General features: G+C 70.8%; 6 protein-coding genes. All 6 read right to left on the reverse strand.

All coding sequences use genetic code 11. The annotated features are described in order from the left end of the window. Position 1: 1 nt before the first annotated feature. The 6 genes from ACIPTO_RS40475 to ACIPTO_RS40500 all read right to left on the reverse strand — a co-directional run bounded on the left by ACIPTO_RS40475 (position 2) and on the right by ACIPTO_RS40500 (position 17,368). Complete coding sequence (locus tag ACIPTO_RS40475) at positions 2–859, reverse strand: SAM-dependent methyltransferase (protein ID WP_366327234.1); 858 nt, start codon at positions 857–859, stop codon at positions 2–4. After that, entirely contained in the window at positions 856–2,559 is a 1,704-nt protein-coding gene (locus tag ACIPTO_RS40480; RefSeq protein ID WP_401200376.1) for a GH3 auxin-responsive promoter family protein, read from the reverse strand. The genes ACIPTO_RS40475 and ACIPTO_RS40480 overlap by 4 nt, the downstream gene beginning before the upstream one ends. Beyond that, positions 2,546–3,241: a hypothetical protein gene (locus ACIPTO_RS40485; protein WP_366327230.1), complete on the reverse strand. Its 696-nt coding sequence runs from the start codon at positions 3,239–3,241 to the stop codon at positions 2,546–2,548. The genes ACIPTO_RS40480 and ACIPTO_RS40485 overlap by 14 nt, the downstream gene beginning before the upstream one ends. Before the next feature lie 294 nt (positions 3,242–3,535). After that, positions 3,536–3,646, reverse strand: a complete 111-nt coding sequence (locus ACIPTO_RS40490; RefSeq protein ID WP_401200378.1) for a hypothetical protein — start codon at positions 3,644–3,646, stop codon at positions 3,536–3,538. A gap of 158 nt (positions 3,647–3,804) precedes the next feature. Beyond that, positions 3,805–4,839, reverse strand: a complete 1,035-nt coding sequence (locus ACIPTO_RS40495) for a ketoacyl-ACP synthase III family protein (RefSeq protein ID WP_401200381.1) — start codon at positions 4,837–4,839, stop codon at positions 3,805–3,807. Further along, positions 4,829–17,368 carry an SDR family NAD(P)-dependent oxidoreductase gene (locus ACIPTO_RS40500; protein WP_401200383.1) on the reverse strand — a complete coding sequence of 4,180 codons (12,540 nt, stop codon included), beginning with the start codon at positions 17,366–17,368 and terminating at the stop codon, positions 4,829–4,831. Before ACIPTO_RS40500 ends, ACIPTO_RS40495 begins: the two co-directional genes overlap by 11 nt. Positions 17,369–17,734: the final 366 nt, after the last annotated feature.

Below are 17,734 nucleotides of genomic sequence, written 5' to 3' on the forward strand. Positions count from 1 at the left end.
CTCAGCTCCGCTGCCCGTGGACGAAGAACACCCGGCGCACTCCGGTCTCGGAGCGGTCCGGCACCGGGTCGGGCCAGCGTCCGTATTCGGCCGCCGGTTCGCCTGGCTGTGTGGCCTCCACGGTGAAGCCGTGGCCCTCGAACAGCTCTTCCGGCTCGTTCGAGCCGAACAGCCACGGGCAGCCCCAGCCTGCGAACACGTCGAGCAGTTCACGCATGTTCGGCAGGGTCAGCGCGGCCTCGTTGACGATGTCCGCGGCGATCCGGCTGCCCGGCTTCATGATCGCTGCCACCCGGTCGAGGATGCGGTGTGCGTCGTCGCCGGGGATGTAGTAGAGCAGCCCCTCCAGCAGCCAGGTGGATGACTGCTCCGGGTCGTAGCCGGCGGCGATCAGCTCGCTCTCCCAGTCGGGTGAGGTGAGGTCGAGAGCGATCGCGCGATGGTCGACCCGGGGTTCCACGTCGTGCAGCCGCTCCGTCTTGTAGGCCAGAACCGCGGGCCGGTCGACCTCGAAGTAGCGGATGTGGGAAGGCCAGTCGAGCCGGTAGGCGCGCGAGTCCATCCCGGCGGGCGCCAGCACTATCTGGTGCATCGCCGGGTCCTGCGCGGCCTCCTGGAGGAAGTCGTCGAAGAACCGGGTGCGGATGGCGTTGTAGTCCGGGGTGCTCGGTACGGTGCGGACCGAGTCCTTGGGGAAGGTGGCGTCGCGGACCTCGCGGAGGAGTTCCGGACCTCCCTCGCCGGCCAGCCGAGCCGCATAGGGGTCGCTGTAGAGACGGTCCTCACGCCTGGTCTCCACCGCGCGTAACGCTGCCGTCAGAAGTGCGGTCCGCTCGACGGCGTCCAGTGTCTCGGTCATGCCTTGTCCTTCCCGCTGACCGGGTCAGTGCCGGTCAGCCGCTCCCAGAGTGTTCGGTCCTGCCGGAACAGTCGGTCCTTGACCTGCGTGGGCCGGATTCCGGTGGCGACGCTCGCGTGCCAGTCACGCAGGAAGGCGTCGTCGTGAAGGCGCCGCACGGTCACGGAGTTCAGCCTGCCGTCCGAACGCGCCGTCCCGTAGGTCGCGGCCTCCCGGCCGATGGCCATGTCCAGCTCCGCGGCGAAACGATCGGTTTCCTGCTCGCTCCAGTCGCCGCGGGCCGCGACGGCGAACTCGTAGTGCGCGACGGCGCCCTCGGACCGGTCCGCCACCCGGCAGGCGGCGTTGCGGACGTCGAGGCCGGTGGCCTGGGAGGCCGCGGCGAGCGCGCGGATGACCTGGACGTCGCGCAGCCGCTCGCCGACCGCGTCCGACCGGGTGCTCCGGCCCGCGTACTCCACCCGTGGCACGCCACCGACCCGGTCGACGACCCGGACCACATCACCGACCGCGTAGCGGTACAGGCCGCCGATGTGACTGAAGATCACGTGGTAGTCGCGGCCCGGCTCCAGCTCGTTCATGGTCAGGGTCGAGGAGTCGGGCCCGATGTCGGACTCGGCGTCCAGGAACTCGTAGGCAGACGCCGTCACCACCAGGGAGCCGGCGGAGCCGTGCCGGTCGAGCGCCACACCGACGGGTCCCTCGGATGCGGCGACGGGCGCAGGCAGCGCTGCCACACCAGGGCCGAACTCCTCGCACAGCCGCTGTCGGTAGAGCGACGCCATACCCGTCGTCCAGAAGAACAGCGCCCGCATGCGAGGCCAGACATGGGCCGGACGCACCGTTCCGAAGTGGTCGGCCAGCCGCTCCAGCGTGGCTGCTCGCTCCGGGTCGGGGCTGCCGTACCGTTGCCCGCCGAGCGTGCCGTCGTAGATCTCCTTGACCAGCCGGGGCCACCACAGGTTGAGCTGGTAGGGCACGGCGGCGACCATCGCCGGATTGATCCCGATGACGCAGCGGACATCGCTCTCCGCCGCGAGGCGCAGCCGCAGGTAGGTCTTCTCCAGGTGGTCGTTCTCCTCGACGGCCACCGGGAGCGTTGCCCACGGCGCGAAGGTGCCGGGTTCGGCGGACAGCGGCTCGCCGAACCTGGAACCGAGGTCTACCTGGCTGGCGCCGACATGAGGCTGGCCCGAGGCGGTGGTCGGTGGTGCGGGACGCGGGTCGTGTTTCAGGTTGAGTACCGCGTCCGGTCGGTCGAGCACATCGGGGAAGTGCTCGATCAGCGGGGCCCAGGCCGCGTAGTAGAAGGGGAAGAAGGTCCGGCGCATGAAGCCCGCGGTGACCGGGATCTTCTTGTGGGCGCCCGTGGTGCCGCTGCTGGTGAAGTACACCGCCGGGTCGTCCGCGCTCAGCAGGTTGCTCTCGCCCGCTGCCATCCGCTCGATCCAGGGTGCCAGCGCCGCGTAGTCGTTGATCGGCACGGCTTTGCGGAAGTCGTCCAGGGAACGAATCGCACTGAAGGAGTGGGCGCGGCCGTATTCGGTGTCGGCGTTGTGCTCCAGCAGTTCGTTCAGGACCCTGCGCTGGTGGCCGTCCCCATCCGCGAGCGCAGCTTTGAGTCTCTCCTGCTCAGTGCGGACTCGCTCCCGGTAACTGCGCATCCGGGCCGGATCCGTCCATGCCTCAACCGATGGCACGACCCATCACCTCTCTCAGTATCTCCACGGTCCGCGAGACGTCTTCCTGCTCCTGAACGACGGTGACCGGAAGGTGCTGGACCTCTTCCCACATGGCCTCGCGGAGGTCGGACTGGAACTTCTCGAACGACACCTGGTCGGGCCGATCGCCGTAGTACTCCAGGGAGTTGGTCCTGGCTCCTTCTCCGCAGCGCTTCCAGGCCGATGCCGTCGACAGCTCGAGGAAGACCACCCGGCGCGGCTGGGGAAAGGTGCGCCACCAGTCGAACGCGGGATGGCTCTCGACTCCGGCCAGCCGGCACTTGGCGAGGATCTTGTAGTAGTAGGAGTCGACCAGAACAGGTATTCCGTCCGGGCTGCGCTCGATGCTGTCGCGCAGATGGACCGTCGCCGTCTGCAAGAGGCTGACCATGAAGTCGAGGGAGTAGCCGTGATGCAGATCCGGTAGGACGTCAGCGACCAGGCTGCGGCGCAGCTTCCCGATCAGGGAGTGCCCGGGGTCCAGGAGCTCGTCGTCGATGGAGACGACATGCCAGCCGAGCGCGCGGTCGGCGATTTCCATCAGCGCGGACGACTTGCCCGCGTAGTCGGTGCCCAGAAGCACGACGAACGGGGGTGTGGTGGGCAGTGCGGAGGCCCCTGGACTGGGGACGGCCGTGAGGCTCGCGGTGTTCCGCGTCATCGGCGGAACTCCGTGCCGGGACAGTACCCCCCGGTGCCAGGGACGCCGCGTCGTACGTGGTATTCGGACGCGGGCACCGGCCAATGGGCCGGATGACGGTGCCTTCGTCGCCGGGAACAGCTCAATGGGTCAGGGACAATGGGTCGAAAACTGAGTTCTAATGAAGGCGACAAGTTTTCCCCTCAATCTGACGTGCGATTCCATCGATCAGGACCGGGGGGACCTTCCTCTCCTTCACGGCGAGCACCGCTATGAGAGGGCTGAGGAGGTCCCGACCGCCCAGGGTGTGGCCGGTCATCGCCTTGATGGGGCCATCCGCCGACTGGGTCCGGCGCCGAGGAAGATGTGGCGCAGGACGCTCGACTCCGTCGCGTCGGCGCGGGGGGATCCGCTGCCGTGCAGCATCACCAGGTCGATGTCCTCCGCCCGTACCCCGCTGAGTCCGGCGGCCTGTCCCGGCTCCGGAGCGGGTTACGGTCGGCACCGGACGGGGCATCGGCTCCGTCGTGTTCGCTAAGGCCGCGCCCACCGTGGTCGGCCTGGTGGATGCGGCCGCGGCGACGTCACAGCGCCCAGGTGGGAAGATCGACGAGGGTGACGACAGCGGCCGTGCACATCCAGCCCGGGCCCTGGGAGATCAGCAGCACGTGGTCGCCGGGAGCCACCTCGCGCGTACGGACCAGATGCTCCAGCGTGATGAAGACATCGGCGCCGCCCACATGCCCGATGCCCTTGCCGAAGTCCCACGTGGAGCGGTCCATGGACAGGCCGAGCGGCATCATGACCGAGTACTGGATCATCCGGCCGTCGATGTTGATCGGGACGACCTTGGCGATGTCGTCGGCATTCAGGTCGGCGTCGACGAGTGCCCGGCGGATGACACCCAGGTTGAAGAGGGTGAGTTTCTCGAGGGTCTCCGAGAGCGGGGTCTCGGTCTCGCTGTAACGAGTGGCCCGTTCAGCCATGTCCGCGTCGCCTTCACGGCCTTCGTCCGCCAGCAGCGAGCCGTCACCGCGATGCCACCGTTCGAGCTCCGGCAGGATGCCCGCGCTCAACGACCTGACCTGCGCGAACCCTTCGTCCGCGCTGAGCCAGACCGAGGCGCCGCCGTCGGAGAGGAAGTACGCCTGGCCGATGCCCGTGTAGCGGTCCGAGCCCGTAGCGGTGAAGTTCTCACCGGAGGTGAGCAGGACGCTCTCCGCCTGAGCGGCGCCCGTCATCTGCCCGACCGCCACCTCCAGTGCCCCCAGCATGCCGTTGCAGCCCTGGCGCAGGTACAGGGACGAGACCGGCTCCACCTCCAGTTCGCGCAGCACGTATCCGGGGGCGTAGGACCCGGGCGGCCCCTGGTAGTACACACCGCTGTGCACGTGGTGCGTGATGTCCTCGCGTTGCAGCTTCGACCGGTCCATGGCGACGCGCGCAGCGGAGATCGCGAGTTCCACGGCCGGGATGTCGTGCGCCAGATGGGTGCCGGTGAGCCCGTTCGCGTCCACGAGCTCCTGGCTGATCAGCCCCTTGGACACAGCCCGCTCGACGGGCTCGAACTCGTGCAGCGTGACACCGAGCGAGTCGATGAACACATTGTCAATTCTCATCCGAGGACCTTTCCGTTCCGTTGAGTCGTGAGGACGCCGGGTCGAGGATCAGCTCGATCAGGTGCGCCGCGAGGTCCACAGGTGTGTCGAACTCGAACGCCACCTTCGTCGGCAGCCTCAGCCCGGTCGCCTCGACGAGTGCCGTGCGCAGTTGCAGAGCGGTGAGCGAGTCGAATCCGAGGTTCTTCAGCGGGGCGTCCGCGGCCACGCTGCCGGGCGTGGCGTGGCCGAGGACGGCACCCGCCCGGTCCCGTACGAGGTCGGTCACCACCGTCTCCCGCTCCGCCCTGCTCATCGCCGCCAGGCGGTGTCGCAGGTCCGTCTGCTCCGCCGGCGTGGCCCGGGCCGTGCGGCGGGCGCCGACGTGCACGATGGCCCGCAGGACGGAGGCCACATTGCCGCTCTCCGCGTCGCCGGCCAGTCCGGCGAAGTCCAGCCGGGACGCGATCACGAGGCCGCGCCCCGCCGCCCACGCAGCGTCGAAGAGCCCGAGACCCTGCCGTTCGGTGAGCGGATGCGTTCCGCGCGGCGCCACCGGGAGCCGGTCCTTCCCTGCCTGCCTCGGCAGACCGCTCGCCCCGGCCCACGGACCCCATGCGATCGAGGTGGCGGCGACGCCACGGGAGCGCATGTGGTGGGCGAACGCGTCCAGGAAGGTGTTGGCGGCCGCGTAGTCGGCCTGTCCGGGACCGCCCAGGATGCCGGCGGCCGAGGAGAAGAGCACGAACTGCCCCACCCCTGCCTCGCGGACCTGTTCGTACAGGTTCACGACCGCGTCCACCTTGGGGCGCAGTACCTTGCTCAGGCGCTCCGCCGTCAGGGACGGGAGACCGCCGTCGTCCGCCGCGCCGGCCGTGTGCACCACGGCTCCGATCCGCCGGTCCGTGAGCAGCGCGGCCAGGGCTTCGTGGTCCGCGACGTCGCAGGCGGCCACCTCGACCCGGGCCCCGAGCTCCGTCAGTTCGGCTTCCAGGAACGCCGCCTCCGGCGCGTCCGGGCCCTGACGGCTCGTCAGCAGCAGATCCCGCACTCCGTGCTCGGTCACCAGATGGCGGGCCACGGCCGAGCCCAGCATGCCCGTCCCGCCGGTGACCAGCACCGTACCGTCCGGGCCGGCGTCCAGACCCGGGAGAGCGTCACCCGGTACGAGGCGGGCCAGCCGCGGGACCCGCGCTGTCCGTCCGCGCAGCGCCCACTGCGGTTCGGTGGAGGACACCACGCGGTCCAGGGCGCGCCAGGTGGGCTTGGCGAGGTCGGTGTCCACGAGTACGAAGCGGTCCGGGTACTCGGTCTGCGCCCCGCGGATCAGACCCCAGACACCCGCTGCCGCGAGGTCGAGCGTCGACGTGTCGTCGGGCCCGGCCACCGCGGGGACCGCACCACTGGTGAGGAACACCAGCCGGGAGCGGTCGAAGGCCGGTGTGCTCACCCACGCACGGGCTGTCTGAAGGGCACGGTCCGTGGTGGCGTGAACGGCGTCCACCAGTTCCCGCCCGCCCGGCTCGCCGGGCTGCTCCAGGAAGGGGACCACCACGACGTCGGGGACGGGTCGGCCCTCCTCCACGGCGGCCGCCAGCGCCGTCAGGTCCGGGTACGTCTCCGTGTAGCGTCCCGCGGTCATCAGCGAGGACCGCATGCGCACGGGATCCTCGCCCACGATGGCCCACATGGCGTCGGCGCCGGCGCTGTTCGCCCGTGTGTCCACGGCGGTCCACTCGATGCCGAACAGAGCGTCCTGCTGCGCCACGGTCGATGCCCTGAGCTCCGCACGCACGACGGGTGCGAGCCGCAGCGCCGGGACTGAGAGGACAGGAGATCCAGTGGCGTCGGCGGCGGCCAGTGACACCGAGCCGTTCGGCCCCTGGGAGACCCGGACGCGCAGGACGGAGGCCCCGGACGCGTGCAGCGAGACCTCTCCCCAGTCCCGTACCCGCCTGGACGCGTCGGCGTTCTCGGGCGCGATGCCCTTCATGCCCGACAGGCTGAGCAGTGCCTGTGCCAGGACGGGGTGGAGTCCGAACCTCCGTGCCTCCTCACGCAGCGCGTCCGGTACGAGGATCTCCGCGAACACCTCGCTGTCCCGTCGCCATACGCTCCGCACGGCGGAGTGCAGGGTGCGGTACTCCAGGCGCAGCTCGGGTTCGGGCACCGGGATGACGTCCGCGGGCGGCCAGGTCTCGAGGTCCCAGTCCGGCTCGGCCGCCGCTGCGACCAGCTCACCCCTCGCGTGGCAGGTCCAGGGCAACCCCAGGGCGTCGTCGCCGCGCCGGGAGTGCACGGAGACCGTGCGGACACCGGGCTCTTCACCCTCGCCGACCGTGACGCGGATCTGGACGGCGCCGGAACGCGGCATGACGAGCGGCGCCTGCGCGGTCAGGGCGCGCAGCCGGCCCCTGCCCAGCTGAGTGCCGGCAGCGAGTGCCAACTCCGCAACGAGCCAGTCCACTTCCTGCTCCACACCCTCGGCCTGCCCGTCCGCCGACCACGCGGGCTTGCCCGCCGACAGCCTGCCGGTGAACACAACGGTCTCGGTACCGGGCAGTTCAACGGCCGCACCCAGCAGGGGATGCGAGGTGGAGACCGCGCCCACTCCGGACGCACCGCGGGAGGTTCCTGTCGGTGTGGTGAGCCAGTGGCGGGTGCCTTGGAAGGGGTAGGTGGGCAGCTCGGGGTGGATGGGTGTGGTGGGTGTGGTGGTGGGGTGGAGGGTGATGCCTTGGGTCCAGGCGGTGCTGAGGGCGTGTGTCCAGTCGTGGGTGTCGCCGTGGTCGCGGTGGAGTGTGGCGAGGACGGCGCTCTGTTCGGCGAGGTCGTCGAGTGTTTCCTGGGTCGGGGGGGTGAGGACGGGGTGGGGGCTGACTTCGATGAATGCGGTGATGCCGGCGTGGGCGAGGGCGCGGGTGGCGGCTTGGTAGTCGACGGTGTGGCGGAGGTTGCGGTACCAGTAGTCGGCGTTGAGGTGGGTGCCGTCGACGGGGCCGCCGGTGAGGGAGGAGTAGAAGGGCAGTTCGCCGCTGCGTGGTGCGACGGGTGCCAGTGCTTCGAGGATCTGCTCCTTGATGGCCTCGGTGTGAACGGAGTGGGAGGCATGGTCGATCGGGACGCGCTGGTGCCTCACGTGGTGCTTCTCGCACCAGGCGGTGAGTTGGTCGAGTGTCTCCACGGGACCGGACAGGACGGTGTCGGTGGGGCTGTTGAGTGCTCCGATGTCCAGTCCGAGGTCGGTGGCGATGGTCTCGGCCTGCTCTCGTGGCAGTGCCAGGGAGATCATTCCGCCGCGGCCGGAGATCTGGGAGATCAGTTTCGCGCGCAGTGTGATGATGCGTGCGCCGTCGGTCAGGGTGAGGGCGCCTGAGACGGTTGCGGCGGCGATCTCGCCCTGTGAGTGGCCGACCACCGCGGCGGGGCGGATGCCGGCGGCCTGCCATTGCGCGGCGAGGGAGACTTTGACTGCCCACAGGGCCGGCTGGACGACGTCCACCCGGTGGAAGTCGGGCTGATCCGGTTCACCGCGCAGCACGGCGAACAGGTCCCAGTCGACGAAGGGCTCCAATGCCTCGCGGCATTCCTGCATGCGCTGGGCGAAGGGGCCGTCGTGGTCGAGGAGTTTGACGGCCATGCCGGGCCATTGGGCGCCCTGGCCGGGGAAGACGAAGACGGGATCGCCCAGCGGGCGGCCGGAGCCGCGGACCACGCCGGTGTGTTCGTCGGTGTCTGTGTCCGCGAGTGCCCGTAGACGTGTCAGCAGTTCGGTGCGGTCGTTCCCGGTGATGGCCGCGCGGTGTTCGAACACGGTGCGTGAGCCTGCCAGCATGCCTGCCACTGTGTCGGTGGGCAGGTCCGGATGGTGTTCCAGGAAGTCGGCCAGGCGTGTCGCCTGGGCTCCCAGTGCGCCCTCGCCCCGTCCCGACAGCAGCATCGGCATCCCCGTCCCGCCGGACGGTTCGGTGACGGCCTCGGCAACAGGCTCGGCAGGCGGCTCCTCCAGGATCAGATGCGCGTTCGTACCACTGATCCCGAACGCCGAGACGCCGACGCGGCGCGGGGTACCGGTGCGCGGCCACGGCTGATTCTCCGTCAGCAGTTCGGCCTGGCCCGTGCTCCAGTCGACGTGGGGTGAGGGTTCGTCGATGTGGAGCGTGCGTGGCAGCGTGTCGTGCCGCATCGCCATGACCATTTTGATGACGCCGGCGACGCCGGCCGCGGCCTGGGTGTGGCCGATGTTGGACTTCACCGAGCCCAGCAGGAGCGGCTGTCCTGCGGGACGGTCCTGACCGTAGGTCGCCAGAAGTGCCTGCGCCTCGATGGGGTCACCGAGGGTGCTGCCGGTGCTGTGTGCTTCCACGGCGCTGATGTCGGCGGGAGTGAGGGCCGCCTGCGCGAGGGCGGTGCGGATCAGCCGTTGCTGTGCGGGGCCGTTCGGGGCGGTGAGCCCGTTGGAGGCGCCGTCCTGGTTGATCGCCGAACCCCGCACCACGGCCAGGACCGGATGCCCGAGCCTGCGTGCGTCCGACAGACGTTCCAGCAGCACCAGGCCGACACCTTCGGCGAAACCCGTGCCGTTCGCCCCGGCCGCGAACGACCGGCACCGACCGTCGGGAGACATGGCGCGCTGCCTGCTGAAAGCGGTGAACGTACCGGGCGTCGACAGGACGGTGGCACCACCCGCGAGGGCAAGCGTGCACTCGCCCTGCCGCAGCGACTGCGCCGCCAGATGGATCGCCACCAGCGACGACGAACACGCCGTGTCCACCGTGATCGCCGGCCCCAGTAGACCCAGGAGATACGAAAGCCGACCGGAGATCACACTGGCGGCGTTGCCCGTGAGGAGCATGCCGTCCAGCCCGTCAGGGGCTTCGTGCAGCAAGGTCGAACCGTACTCCTGGGCGATGGCGCCGACGAACACGCCTGCCGTGCTGTTGCCGAGGGAGGTCGGGTCGATGCCCGCGCGTTCGAAGGTCTCCCAGGCCGTCTCCAGCAGCAGGCGCTGCTGCGGATCCATCGCCAGCGCCTCACGCGGCGATATCCCGAAGAACGCCTCGTCGAACCGCCCGGCATCCTCCAGGAAGCCACCGCTGCGGGAGTAGGACGTGCCCGGTCTGTCCGGGTCGGGGTCGTACAGCGCGTCCAGATCCCAGCCGCGGTCGTCGGGGAAGTCGCTGATCGCGTCGGTTCCCGAGCGCAGCAGTTCCCACAGGTCCTCCGGGCCCGCGACCCCACCGGGCAGGCGGCACCCCATGGCGACGATGGCGATGGGGTCCGCGTCCGGCGTGGCACTCGCCCGGAGCGCCGGGAGGGGCTCCGCGGCGGCGGCTCCGCCGCGGCTCTTGGCCAGGTGCTCCGCCAGGGCCTGCGGCGTCGGATGGTCGAAGACCACGGTCGGGGCCAGCCGCAGGCCGGTCGCGGTGTTGAGGCGGTTGCGCAGCTCGACGGCGGAGAGCGAGTCGAAGCCGATGTCCTTGAACGCACTGTCGGCGCGTACGGCCTGCGGCGACTCGTGTCCGAGGACCGCTGCCGCGTGCTTGCGCACCGCGTCGAGCAGGGCGCGTTCGGCCTCCTTCGCCGAGAGTCCGGCGAGCCAGTCGCCGGTACCCTGCGCGTCACCGGATTCGACGGCGGCGGTACGCCGCGTGACGGCGCGGACGAGTCCGCTCAGCAGCGTGGGCACCCCGCCGGAACGCCGCCGCAGGGCGGCGTGGTCGAAGAGGGCGGCCACGAAGGCGGCGCCTCGCCGGGCGACGGCGGCGTCGAGCAGTGCCCGTCCCTGCTCGGCGTCGAGCGGCCGGACGCCGTCGCGGGCGATGCGGACGCGGTCGGTGGCGCCCAGATGCGCGGTCAGACCGCCGTCCTCCCACAGGCCCCAGGCCACCGCGGTGGCAGGCAGTCCGAGCGAGCGCCGGTGCTCGGCCAGGGCGTCGAGGAAGGCGTTGGCCGCGGCGTAGTTGGCCTGTCCCGGTCCGCCCAGGATGCCGGCGACCGACGAGAACAGGATGAAGTGCTTCAGGTCGGTGCCGCGCGTGAGGTCGTGCAGGTGCAGTGCCGCGTCCACCTTGGGCCGCAGCACGGTGGTGACCTGTTCCGGGGAAAGACGGGACACCGTCCCGTCGTCGAGGACGCCTGCGCTGTGCACCACGGCGGTCACGGGACGGTCGAGGCCTGCGAGCACCGTCGCCAGGGCCTCCCGGTCGGCCACGTCGCACGCTTCGACCGTCACGGACGCGCCCAGTTCGGTGAGTTCGCCGATCAGGTCATCGGCGCCGTCGGCAGCGCGTCCGCTTCTGCTCAGCAGCAGCAGGTGGCGGGCGCCGTGTGCGGTGACCATGTGCCGGGCGACGAGCCGGCCCAGGCCGGTGGTTCCGCCGGTGACGAGGGTGACGCCCTCCGGGTCGAGCGTTCGCGGTTCTTCGGACGCGAGGTCGGCGGCGCGCATCAGGCGGGGGACGAGAACACCGCCTGCGCGAACGGCGGTCTGAGGTTCGCCGGACTCGACGGCGGCGCGCAGCCCGGCCACGTCCGCGGCGGGCGAGTTCGCCTCGGAGCCCAGGTCGACCAGGACGAGACGTCCGGGGTGTTCGGCCTGCACCGTCCGGGCGAGGCCCCACACGGAGGCCCCGGCCAGGTCGGCGACACCGGAACCGGGCTCGGCCGCGACGGCGCCACGGGTCGCGAGAACAAGACGAGTGGCCTCGTACCGTTCGTCGCGCAACCAGTGCTGCACCTGCGCGAGGGCTGCCTGCACGCGCGCGTGGACCGCGGCCGCGGTGTCGGCCATGGCATCGCCGGTGCCGGCCGTGGTGTGGGAGGCCCCCGGCCCGGAACGATCACAGAACACGAGCAGGGTGTCGGGCGCGGGCCCCGAGACGTCCGCCGTCAGGTCCGGCACCCCGTGCGCGTCGAACCCCGCGTCGGTGAGGGCGGAGGCGGTGCGGGCGGCGTCGGGGCCCACCGTCAGCCACCGGCCTGCGGGCTGAGGTTCGGGCGGGGCCGTCACAGGCTGCCACTGGGTGTGCAGCAGCATCTGCCGGACGGTCTCGTCCTCCGCGGAAGCCGCTTCCCCCATGGGCCGCGTCGACAAGGCGCCCACGGAGACGACGAGGGCTCCCGCCGGGTCCACGGCGAGCAGCGCGACGCTCTCCTGCTCCGGCCGGGTCAGCAGCACGCGCAGCGTGGTGGCACCGGCCGCGTGCAGTCGTACACCGTGCCAGGAGAACGGCAGGCTGAGCGGGCCGGGTACATCCTTGTCCACTTCGCCCAGGACGTCGGGATGCAGGGCAGCGTCCAGCAGGGCCGGGTGCAGACTCCAGCCGTCGGTCGTCTCCCCTTCGGGCAGGGCGATTTCGGCGAAGACTTCCGCGCCTTTGGTCCACGCGGCGCGCAGGCCCTGGAACGCGGGGCCGTAGCCGTATCCGGCCTGGGCCATCCGTTCGTAGGCGTCCTCGACGGGCACCGCTTGCGCGCCCTGCGGTGGCCAGGTCGCGAGGGCTTCGGCGGCGGTGTCCTCCGGCAGGGCGGGGACCAGGAAGCCGTGGGCATGCCGGGACCACAGGGGGTCGGCCGTCGATTCGGCACCGCTCTGCGGCGCGGAGTGGACGCTCACCGCACGGCGTCCCGAGGCGTCCGGCGCCCCGACGGTCACCTGCAGGCTGACGGTCTGCTGTGCCCCGACCAGGAGCGGGGCCTCAAGGACCAGTTCCTCGAGACAGGGGGTGCCCACCTCGTCACCCGCCCGGATCGCGGCCTCGACGAAGGCCGTTCCGGGAAACAGGACGGACCCGCGCACCACGTGGTCGGCCAGCCACGGATGCGTGGCCGTGGAGACCCGCCCGGTGAACACCACGCCGTCCTCGTCCGCGCGGTGGATCGCGGCGCCCAGCAGCGGGTGCGCGACGGGGCGCAGGCCGAACGACTGCGGGTCACCGCCTGTCGGTGTGGTGAGCCAGTGGCGGGTGCCTTGGAAGGGGTAGGTGGGGAGGTCGGGGTGGATGGGTGTGGTGGTGGGGTGGAGGGTGATGCCTTGGGTCCAGGCGGTGCTGAGGGCGTGTGTCCAGTCGTGGGTGTCGCCGTGGTCGCGGTGGAGTGTGGCGAGGACGGTGCTGTGTTCGGTGTGTTCGTTGAGGTCGTCGAGTGTTTCTTGGGTGGGTGGGGTGAGGACGGGGTGGGGGCTGACTTCGATGAATGCGGTGATGCCGGCGTGGGCGAGGGCGCGGGTGGCGGCTTGGTAGTCGACGGTGTGGCGGAGGTTGCGGTACCAGTAGTCGGCGTTGAGGTGGGTGCCGTCGACGGGGCCGCCGGTGAGGGAGGAGTAGAAGGGCAGTTCGCCGCTGCGTGGTGCGATGGGTGCGAGTGCTTCGAGGATCTGTTCCTTGATGGTCTCGGCGTGCACGGAGTGGGAGGCGTAGTCGATGAGGACGCGTCGGTGGCGTACCTCGTTCTCCTCGCACCAGGCACTGAGTTCGTCGAGGGCGTGGAGGGAGCCGGAGAGGACGGTGTTGGTGGGGCTGTTGAGTGCTCCGATGTCCAGTCCGAGGTCGGTGGCGATGGTCTCGGCCTGCTCTCGTGGCAGTGCCAGGGAGATCATTCCGCCGCGGCCGGAGATTTGGGAGATCAGTTTGGCGCGCAGTGTGATGATGCGTGCGCCGTCGGTCAGGGTGAGGGCGCCTGAGACGGTTGCGGCGGCGATCTCGCCCTGTGAGTGGCCGACCACCGCGGCGGGGCGGATGCCGGCGGCCTGCCATTGCGCGGCGAGGGAGACTTTGACTGCCCACAGGGCCGGCTGGACGACGTCCACCCGGTGGAAGTCGGGCTGATCCGGTTCACCGCGCAGCACGGCGAACAGGTCCCAGTCGACGAAGGGCTCCAATGCCTCGCGGCATTCCTGCATGCGCTGGGCGAAGGGGCCGTCGTGGTCGAGGAGTTTGACGGCCATGCCGGGCCATTGGGCGCCCTGTCCGGGGAAGACGAAGACGGGATCGCCCAGCGGGCGGCCGGAGCCGCGGACCACGCCGGTGTGTTCGTCGGTGTCTGTGTCCGCGAGTGCCCGCAGATGTGTCAGCAGTTCGGTGCGGTCGTCTCCGGTGATGGCCGCGCGGTGTTCGAACACGGTGCGTGAGCCTGCCAGCATGCCTGCCACTGTGTCGGTGGGCAGGTCCGGATGGCGTTGCAGGAAGTCGGCCAGGCGTGCTGCCTGGGCTCGCAGTGCGCCCTCGCCCCGTCCCGACAGCAGCATCGGCATCCCCGTCCCGTCGGACGGTTCGGTGACGGCCTCGGCAACAGGCTCGGCAGGCGGCTCCTCCAGGATCAGATGCGCGTTCGTACCACTTGCGCCGAAGGAGGAGACGCCGGCGCGGCGGGGAGTGTCCGTGCGCGGCCAGGGCTGGGATTCGGTCAGGAGCTGGAGCCGGTCCGTGCTCCAGTCGACGTGGGGTGAGGGTTCGTCGATGTGGAGCGTGCGCGGCAGCGTGTCGTGCCGCATCGCCATGACCATCTTGATGACGCCGGCGACACCGGCCGCGGCCTGGGTGTGGCCGATGTTGGACTTCACCGAACCCAGCAGGAGCGGCTCTCCGGCCGGACGGTCCTGACCGTAGGTCGCCAGGAGAGCCTGCGCCTCGATGGGGTCACCGAGAGTGGTGCCGGTGCCGTGTGCCTCCACGGCGCTGATCTCGGCGGGAGCGAGGCCGGCCCGTGCCAGGGCGGTGCGGATCACCCGCTGCTGTGCGGGGCCGTTCGGGGCGGTGAGCCCGTTGGAGGCGCCGTCCTGGTTGATCGCCGACCCCCGCACCACGGCCAGGACCGGATGCCCGAGCCTGCGTGCGTCCGACAGACGTTCCAGCAGCACCAGGCCGACACCTTCGGCGAAACCCGTGCCGTTCGCCCCGGCCGCGAACGACCGACACCGACCGTCGTCCGAGAGCGCCCCCTGGCGGCTGAACTCCACGAGTGCACCGGGCGTCGACATGACGGTGGCACCACCTGCGAGGGCGAGCGTGCACTCGCCCTGCCGCAGCGACTGTGCCGCCAGATGGATCGCCACCAGCGACGACGAACACGCCGTGTCCACCGTGATCGCAGGCCCCTGCAGACCCAGCGTGTAGGAGATGCGGCCGGAGGCGACGCTGACGGCCGATCCGTTGCCGAGGTAGCCCTCCAGGTTCTCGGGGGCGCGCTCGTGGAGGCCGGGGCCGTAACCCCCGTACATCACACCGGCGAAGACGCCCGTCCGGCTGCCCTTCAGCGACCCCGGGTCGATGCCCGCGCGTTCGAAGGTCTCCCAGGCCGTCTCCAGCAGCAGGCGCTGCTGCGGATCCATCGCCAGCGCCTCACGCGGCGATATCCCGAAGAACGCCTCGTCGAACCGCCCGGCATCCTCCAGGAACGCGCCTTGCCGGGCGGACGACTTCCCACCGCCGGATTCCTCGCCCAGGAGCCGGTCCAGGTTCCAGCCCCGGTCGTCGGGAAGCTGTCCGACCGCGTCGGTCTCCGCCACGAGCAGATCCCACAGCTCCTGGGGCGTCCGGGCTCCGCCGGGCAGGCGGCAGCCCATCGCCACGATGGCGATGGGCTCGTCCGACCCGGCCGTCACCGCCGTTGCCTCCGCGTCCCCCGCGCTGTCCGCGTCGAGGCCGTCCTCGCCCAGGCCGTCGAGGTAATGCGCGAGGGCTTGCGGGGTCGGGTAGTCGTAGGCCACGGCGGCTGAGAGACGGTGGCCGGAGGCGGTCGACAGCCGGTCGCGGAGGGTCACGGCGGACAGGGAGGTGAAGCCGAGTTCGTGCAGAGGCCGATCGGCGGTCACCTCCTCCATGGGCAGACCGAGGACGTCCGCGACCACGGAGCGCACCAGGCCGAGCAGCCCGTGCCGCGTTGTCGGAAGGAGCGCGTCGGCGGACATCGGGCTCACGACGGGCGCTGTTCCGGCCGGGCCTTCGGCGGCCAGATCGGGGCGGGCGTTCACCGACGGATTGACGACGAGCAGCGTCGCGGGCAGCTCGGCCAGCCGCTGACGTGCGGTCTTCCCCGTCGACGTACGCGGGATGCCGTCGATGACGTGGAACTCGTCGGGCACCTTGAAGTAGGACAGTTCCCGACGGCAGGTCGCCAGAAGCTCGCGCGTGTCGATGCCCCCGAGGCCTTCCGGACCCGGCACCAGGTAGGCGACGGGCACCTCGCCCAGTACGGCGTGGGGCTTGCCCGCCACCGCGGCCTCGGCCACGCCGGGCACCCCGGCCAGGACGTGCTCCACCTCTGCGGGGTGGATGTTCTCGCCGCCGCGGATGATGAGTTCCTTGACCCGGCCGGTGATGGTGAGCCTCCCGGCGGAGTCCTGCCGGCCGAGGTCGCCGGTGCGGTACCAGCCGTCCACGAGCACGGCCCGGGTCGCCTCCGGGGCGTTGTGATATCCGGTCATGGTGGCCGGACTGTGCACCCAGATCTCGCCCTCGTGGCCGGCAGTCACCTCCTCACCGGTCAGCGCGTCCGTCAGACGCAGCGTCAGGCCGGGCAGCGGGGTGCCGGCCGTGCCCAGGACGCGTGGCCCGGTGGGGGCCTGCGTGGTGATGGCGCCTCCGGTCTCGCTGCTGCCGTAGCTGTCCACGAGGCGGATGCCGAAGGCGTCCTCGAAGGCTTCGTGCAGCGCGGGCGGGCAGGCCGAGCCGGCCGCCATGCACACCCGCAGCTGCGGCAGTTCGAGCCCGCGCTCGCGGGCGAGGTCCACCATGCGGTGGTAGGTGGTGGGGGAGCCGACCAGGAAGGTGGCCCGCTCGCTGCGGACGGTCTCCATGATCTCGTCAGGGGCCGAGCCCTCCAGGATGTGGGCGAAGGCCCCGACGGCCAGCGTGGCGAGTACACCGATGTTGTGCGAGGCGGCGTGGTACAGCGGCATCGGCCACACGAGGCGGTCGGTCGCGGACAGGCCGAGGATCGGCTGGGTGCATGCGGCTGTGGCCCAGAGGGACTTGCGCTGGGTCGTGACGACGCCCTTGGGACGTCCGGTGGTGCCGGAGGTGTACAGGATCCAGGCCGTCTCGTCCAGGCCCAGGTCGTCCCTGGCCTCGGCGGGCGGCGGGGTGACGGCGAGGTGCTCGAAGTCCGTGGCGCCCGCCACCGGTTCGGCGGCCCCGACGACGATCAGACGGCAGTCCAGCCCCGTGTTCTGACCGGTCCTCAGCAGCTGGGGCAGCTGCGCCGCGCCGCTGATCACCGTGCGGGCGCCGCTGTCGAGGAGATGGTGGGCGAGCTCGGTGTCGGACGAGCGTGGGTCGACCGGCACGCCGACGGCTCCCGCGCGCGTGACGGCGAGGTAACTCTCCACCATCTCGACCCGGTTGCCCATGCGTAGCAGGACGCGGTCACCGCGTTCCACACCGAGTGCGGCGAGGTGCCCGGCGAGAAACCGGGTGCGCTGCTCCAGAGCGCCGTAGGTGACGGAGCGCCGGGAGTCCTGGAAGACCCGCTCGTCCGCTCGCTGCGATGCGTGGTGCGTAAGGATCTCGTGCAGCGGGCGGACAAGTGCGACGGAGGGCTCTTCGGTCACAGCTCGGCTTCCAATCACATGGGACGATGGACGGACTTTGACAATCCGGGGCCGCCATCCCCAGGCACCGTCGGCACGAGGAGCGGCAGAGACCGTTCCCGATCCTTGCCAAGCAGTATGTCGAGGGGGGCACTAGGTCTTTTTCTAAACCCGGCCCGGCATTCCCTGGCCAACGCCGACGAGATCTGGCTGGGCGAAACGAAGAAGACCTCCGCACTGAGCGAAGGCCACCGGGACATCAGGAAGGAGCTGTGCAGACTCGTCGACGGTTGCGAGGCAGTTGCCGCCGACCGTCTCGTCCTCGCCACCGCTGCCCCGGCCTGGAACACCAGCCACCAGCAAGGACCGATCAGCCGTCGAGTACCC

The sequence above is a fragment of the Streptomyces sp. NPDC090083 genome (assembly GCF_044747445.1).
Classification (GTDB): Bacteria; Actinomycetota; Actinomycetes; order Streptomycetales; family Streptomycetaceae; genus Streptomyces.